This is a genomic window from Candidatus Magnetaquicoccus inordinatus (assembly GCF_004217665.1).
Lineage (GTDB): Bacteria > Pseudomonadota > Magnetococcia > Magnetococcales > Magnetaquicoccaceae > Magnetaquicoccus > Magnetaquicoccus inordinatus.
Window position 1 is genome coordinate 1 of record NZ_RXIU01000214.1, and the last position, 6,272, is coordinate 6,272.

Below are 6,272 nucleotides of genomic sequence, written 5' to 3' on the forward strand. Positions count from 1 at the left end.
AGAGGTGCGCGACTGGCCTTTGGCTGAACGTACTGCGCATTTTGCATGTGTCCTTACCTTGGCCTGTCCTGATGGCCGACACCATCATTTTCAGGGCAGTGTGGCCGGGTTGATTGTCGATGAGCCCCGTGGCAGCAATGGTTTTGGTTATGATCCGGTTTTTGTTCCGGATGGATATACGCAAACCTTTGCCGAAATGGCGGGCCAACAAAAAGATTCTATCAGCCATAGGGGGCGAGCGTTGGCGGCACTGGCTGCGGCGCTGCAGGCTTCTGGCGGGCAAATCGTATTGTGTGATTGATTGTGTAGGTTGGTCATTCCATTTGTCGCAGAGGAGAGAGGCATGTCGAGATTGGTCCCCCCCCATGGTGGTGGTGCATTGAAGCCGTTACTGCTCACGGGTACAGCCCTGGCACAGGGTATTGAAAAGGCCAAAACACTGCCGCAGGTCCGTATGACCTCGCGGGAGTCCTGTGATTTGATCATGTTGGGAATTGGTGCCTTTACGCCACTGGACGGTTTTATGGGTGAGGCCGATTGGCGCAGCGTCTGCGAGAAAACCCATTTGGCCAATGGGGTTTTTTGGCCGATTCCGATCACCTTGTCGGTGAGCACGGAGCAGGCAAACTCTCTCTCTTTGGGTCAGGAAGTGGCACTGATTGATGATGAGAGTGGTGAAATTCGTGGCCTGATGACCGTACAGGAAAAATATACCATCGACAAAGGGCTGGAGTGCCGCTCTATTTTCCAGACCGAAGATCCGGAACATCCTGGTGTGCAGAAGGTGCAAGAGCAGTTGCCGGTGAATATTGCTGGTCCGGTTCAGGCTTTGTCGGAAGGGGAGTTTCCAGAGCGTTACAAAGGGATCTACATGCGTCCTGCCGAGACCCGTGCCCTTTTCGAGGAGAAAAAATGGCACCAGGTTGCAGCATTTCAAACCCGCAATCCGATGCACCGCTCCCATGAATTTTTGGCCAAGATTGCCGTGGAGACTCTGGATGGGGTTTTGGTACACCAGATTCTTGGCAAGCTGAAAGCGGGTGATATACCGGCTGAGGTGCGTGCAGAAGCGATTGATGTGCTGATTGAAAAATATTTTGTCAAAGATACTGTGGTGCAGGCTGGCTATCCCATGGAGATGCGTTATGCGGGTCCGAAAGAGGCTCTGCTGCATGCCGTGTTCCGTCAGAATTATGGTTGTTCGCATCTGATTGTTGGTCGCGACCATGCGGGTGTGGGCGACTATTATGGTCCTTTTGATGCGCAATATATTTTCGATCAGGTATCGGAAGAGGAGTTGCGCACCCGTCCGCTGAAGATTGACTGGACCTTCTACTGCTACAAGTGCCAGGGTATGGCCTCCATGAAGACCTGCCCACATGGCAAAGATGATCGTCTGTTGTTGTCCGGTACAAAACTGCGTAAAATGTTGTCCGAAGGAGAGCAACCTCCCGCCGAGTTCAGTCGGCCTGAGGTTGTGGCAATTTTGCAAAAATATTATGCCAGCCTGTCATCCTCCGAGAAGGTGGAGGTGAAGTTGCACAAAGCGGCGACAGGTTAACTTAGCGGTGCCACCCGCTGCCTGTGTATGGGCAGCGGGTATTTTGAAGGATCAATTAACAACTCTTTTTTGGGAGAGGCCCACCGATGCCAAGCTGTGTAATCGCCGCCAAATGTGATGGCTGCAAAGGGCAGGACAAGACCGCCTGCATGTATATTTGCCCCAACAACCTGATGAAGCTCGATAGAGAGCGGATGAAGGCCTTCAACCAAGAACCGGAGCAGTGCTGGGAGTGCTATTCCTGTGTCAAGATCTGCCCGCAGCAGGCCATTGAGGTTCGTGCCTATGCCGATATCGTACCCATGGGTGGTGCGGTGATCCCGATGCGTGCTTCTGATTCCATCATGTGGACAATCAAATTCCGCAATGGCAATGTCAAGCGCTTCAAATTCCCGATTCGTACCACTGCCGAGGGTTCGATCGATCCCTATGCAGGCAAGCCGGCTGCCGATATGTCCAAGCTGGATCAGCCCGGATTTTTCAACAGCGAGGGGGCTATGCCCACCATTGGTAATTAATCCGCGCCGGTTGACAGTATAGACACTTTGGGGAGTGATAAAGAGATGGGAAGCTTTGGAAATCCTGATATTGTTGAAGTTGAAACCGATGTTTTGATCATCGGTGGTGGTATGGCAGCTTGTGGCTGTGCCTATGAAATCATGCGTTGGGCTCCCCCCGGAATGCGTATCCGTTTGGTGGACAAGGCCGCCATGGAGCGTTCTGGTGCTGTGGCCATGGGTTTGTCGGCCATCAACACCTATCTGGGTGGGCAAAATGCCGAAGATTATGTACGCATGGTCAGCAATGACCTGATGGGTATTGTCCGCGACGACCTGATTTATGATGTGGGCCGTCATGTGGATAACTCGGTGATGTTGTTCGAGGAGTGGGGTCTGCCGATCTGGAAGCAGCCAGGCGATGAGGAAAAGAGCCTGAAAGAGGGTGGTCAACCGGTCCGCTCTGGTAAATGGCAGATCATGATCAATGGCGAAAGCTACAAGTGCATCGTTGCCGAAGCGGCCAAAAAGGCGCTCGGCATGGAGAACATTCAAGAGCGTATCTTTATCGTCAAACTGCTGTTGGACACCAACGCCGAAAATCGTATCGCCGGTGCAGTTGGTTTCTCCAATCGTGAAGACAAGATCTATATCTACAAAGCCAATGCCATTTTGTTGGTGGCTGGTGGTGCAGTGAATGTCTTCCGTCCGCGTTCGGTGGCGGAAGGTATGGGTCGTACCTGGTATCCGGTTTGGAATGCTGGTTCCACCTATGCCATGGCTGCTCAGGTGGGTGCCGAGCTGACCATGATGGAAAACCGTTTTGTTCCCGCCCGCTTCAAAGATGGCTATGGTCCGGTGGGTGCATGGTTCCTGCTCTTCAAAGCCCGTGCGACCAACTGCCGTGGTGAAGAGTATATGATCACCAACAAAAAGATGTTGGAAGATTATCCGCCCTATGGTTTGGCAAAGGTTCCTGCAACCTGCTTGCGCAACCATTTGATGATGAAAGAGCAACGTGAAGGTCGTGGCCCGATCTATATGCGTACCGACACCGCTCTGCAAGCTTTGGCCGCCTCCTATGTGGAAGAGTTTGGTGAGAAGGAAGCCAAAAAGAAGATCAAACATCTGGAAGCCGAAGCCTGGGAAGATTTTCTCGATATGTGCATTGGCCAGGCCGGTGTGTGGGCTGGTGAAAACATCGAGCCGGAAAATGTTCCTTCCGAATTGATGCCGACCGAGCCCTACTTCCTGGGTTCGCACTCCGGTTGCTGCGGCATCTGGGTGAGCGGTCCGGCTGATATTGCTCCTGCAGAGTGGAGCTGGGGTTACAACCGCATGACCACCGTGCAAGGTCTGTTCACCGCTGGAGATGGTGTCGGTGCTTCCGGCCACAAATTCTCCTCCGGTTCGCATGCCGAAGGACGTATTGCTGCCAAAGCCATGGTCAAATTCTGCCTGGATAACAAAGATTTCAAACCCAGCTTGCCGGGTACAGCCAACGAATTGGCAGAAGAGATCTATGCTCCGGTGCGCACCTTCATGGAGCACAAAGATTATACCACGGCAGTCGATGTCAACCCCAACTATATCACGCCCAAGATGTTGCAGGCTCGTCTGCAAAAGATCATGGATGAGTATGTGGCGGGTGTGGGCACTTGGTATGTGACCAACACGGCGATGATGGAAATCGCAGTGAAAAAGTTGCAAGAGCTGAAACTGGACTCCAAGAAGATGGTTGCTCGTGACCTGCATGAACTGATGCGGGCATGGGAGAACTATCACCGCATCTATGCCGGTGAGGCCCATCTGCGTCACATGTTGTTCCGCAAAGAGACCCGTTATCCTGGTTTCTACTACAACATGGATTACAACTTTGTGGACGAAGAGAACTGGAAATGCTTCGTCAACAGCCGGATCGATCCCAAGACCGGTGAGTGGACCACCTTCAAGCGTGAGCACAAGGATTTGGTCACCAAGTAATTGGTTGTGAAGAGCTGGTTGGGGGAGGCGAGTGATTTGCCTCCCCCTTTTTTATTTGTGGGCAGGGGGCGAAGATGGCAGGAGAGCGGGAGCAGGAAGAGCGGGATCGCGTTATCAATTGGGATCCGGAGTTGCGCAATATGCCGCGCGAGGTGCGCAATGTGATTGCGCCGACACCGTTAAAAGGAACGGATGCCATGCAGTTTCGTTGTCATCCAGGAATCTCCTGTTTTAACGAATGCTGCCAAAATATTGAGATATTGCTCACGCCCTATGATCTTCTGCGGTTGCGGCGTCGCCTCAATTTATCGGCAGAGGAGTTTCTTTTGCAATATGCCACCTTGTATACCATGAACAAGGGGCAGTTGCCGGTGGCCATGTTGCGCATGGATGAGCAGAGTGGACGCTGTCCTTTTGTCACCGATGCCGGATGTTCAGTATACAGTGATCGACCGGTGACCTGTCGCTACTATCCTTTAGGCATGGCCTTGTTGCATCGCCAGCAGGCGACCGAGGATGAATCTTTTTATTTTATGATTAAAGAAGATTTTTGTCAGGGGCATCGGGAGGAGTGTCGTTGGCAGGTAGAGGAGTGGCGCCGTGATCAAGGCTCCGATGGTTATGATGAGCGCAATCAAAAGTGGATGGAGTTTATCATCAAGCGTCGTTCGGCAGGAGATGGGGTAAGCACCTCGTTGCCGGTATCCGAATTTTTCTATATGGCCAGCACCAACCCCGAAAAATTTCGCGAGTTTGTCTTTCAATCCAGCTTTTTGCAACGTTACCATGTCGATGAGGCACAACTGCAGCAGTTGCGCACCGATGATGAAGCTTTAATCGATTTTGCCCTTTCCTGGTTGAAGAGTGTGTTATTTGGTGATCAGGATGTGCGTGTCAAACCAGATGCAATTGCTGCCTATAAAGCGAACAAGCAGGCGAAAAAGGCACAGGAAGAGAAAAAGAGCGAATAGGAAGAACAGGTTGCCTGGTATGTATGCACAGCTTTGATTGTGGCAACAGTGCGGAACTTAACAAATGTGCTTGCCCTTGGCCAAAACAAAAACAAGTCAGGGCAATCGTATTTCAAAAGCAGAAAATTATTATGGAGGTCCAGGAGGAGATTATCTCCTCCTGGTGGGTGCAGGGCAAAGCCCTGCTGGTAATGTGCGGCGTTACACAAAAGCGAATGCGTAGCATTCGCGCACGCCGCACAGATTTGTGCCCCGCAGGGGTACTCTTTGGGAGGGCGGACGCCCGACATGCACAGTTTCGCTTGTGGCAACAGTGAGGAGATTGGCAAATGCGTTTGCCCTGAAAACAAGTTGAAACCAGTTGCTGGCTCCGCTATATTGCAACTGAAGAGGAGTGCAATTGCAAGATGGGGGTTGCTACAATCTTGAAAGCAACTCTTTTCAACAGGGTTTGATTGGGTAAAAAAATAAAAGATGAAAAAGAGTGTTCAAAATTTTTTGACGGGCATGGGAAGCTTGTTAGAGGTTTATCCTGATCCCTCTATCTCAACACCTGAGCTGCGCCGTTTTATGACCCCTCCCAAAAGCGTTGAGGAGGCATTTCTTGCTGACGCAAACGCCTTGCAAAAAGATTGGCAACGAGTTGGTACTTCATTGCAAAAAGCTTTCAGTGGCCTGAGTCGTGTTGAACGGCATTGAAAAAGCGCCAGCAACTGAGCCTGTAGCAACTGAGGGGTTGCAACCTGAAAATGCGCAGCAGAAAGTTGTAGTGGTACAACATACCCAGGAGTTTATGGGGCCCATTCCGTCACCGCAAATATTGACAGAATACAGCCATATTTTACCCGATCTGCCAGAACGAATCGTCAAACGTTTTGAAGAAGAGAGCAGACATCGGGCAGCAATGGAAAAGGAGGCATGGGCCTTTCACCGTCGTGGTCAATGGATGGCGCTTTTTATGGGGGTTGTTGCCCTGATAATTGCTGCTGTTTTAACCTTATCAGGGCATGACGGAGTGGGAGGCACCATAGGCGGTGTGACTGTCACTGGGCTGGTTGGTGCTTTTATCGCTGGCAAACTACATAATTCAAAAGACACCTGACTCGCCTTCCCTTTTCAGATCATAGTTGCAGATTGGCTTTCCGTTTCCAGATCATAATCACAGAGCGCTGTTGCACCTAAAATTTGTAACTATTCAGGTTCGTGCTGGCTCGCCAGCTCTACCCCCATGGGGATGCTGTGGGCATTGGCGCAAAAATG

Annotated in this window: 7 protein-coding genes; all 7 read left to right on the top strand. The window is 51.3% G+C overall.

From position 1 onward, the window contains the following. The coding region (locus tag EJP87_RS13095) for a non-canonical purine NTP pyrophosphatase (protein WP_130472320.1) at nucleotides 1-301 on the top strand (301 nt) is incomplete at its 5' end. 42 nt (nucleotides 302-343) lie between these two features. Next, entirely contained in the window at nucleotides 344-1,561 is a 1,218-nt protein-coding gene (gene sat, locus EJP87_RS13100) for a sulfate adenylyltransferase (RefSeq protein WP_130472321.1), read from the top strand. A gap of 86 nt (nucleotides 1,562-1,647) precedes the next feature. Further along, nucleotides 1,648-2,079 carry an adenylyl-sulfate reductase subunit beta gene (gene aprB, locus EJP87_RS13105; protein ID WP_130472322.1) on the top strand — a complete coding sequence of 144 codons (432 nt, stop codon included), beginning with the start codon at nucleotides 1,648-1,650 and terminating at the stop codon, nucleotides 2,077-2,079. Nucleotides 2,080-2,124: 45 nt separating this feature from the next. Continuing rightward, complete coding sequence (gene aprA, locus EJP87_RS13110; RefSeq protein WP_130472323.1) at nucleotides 2,125-4,041, top strand: adenylyl-sulfate reductase subunit alpha; 1,917 nt, start codon at nucleotides 2,125-2,127, stop codon at nucleotides 4,039-4,041. Between the two features lie 74 nt (nucleotides 4,042-4,115). Further along, nucleotides 4,116-5,012: a YkgJ family cysteine cluster protein gene (locus EJP87_RS13115; RefSeq protein WP_130472324.1), complete on the top strand. Its 897-nt coding sequence runs from the start codon at nucleotides 4,116-4,118 to the stop codon at nucleotides 5,010-5,012. 474 nt (nucleotides 5,013-5,486) lie between these two features. After that, nucleotides 5,487-5,711 (top strand): hypothetical protein, encoded by a 225-nt coding sequence (locus EJP87_RS17950; RefSeq protein WP_130472325.1) that lies wholly within the window; start codon nucleotides 5,487-5,489, stop codon nucleotides 5,709-5,711. After that, nucleotides 5,698-6,114 carry a DUF2335 domain-containing protein gene (locus EJP87_RS13125; protein ID WP_130472326.1) on the top strand — a complete coding sequence of 139 codons (417 nt, stop codon included), beginning with the start codon at nucleotides 5,698-5,700 and terminating at the stop codon, nucleotides 6,112-6,114. Before EJP87_RS17950 ends, EJP87_RS13125 begins: the two co-directional genes overlap by 14 nt. Nucleotides 6,115-6,272 lie beyond the last annotated feature (158 nt).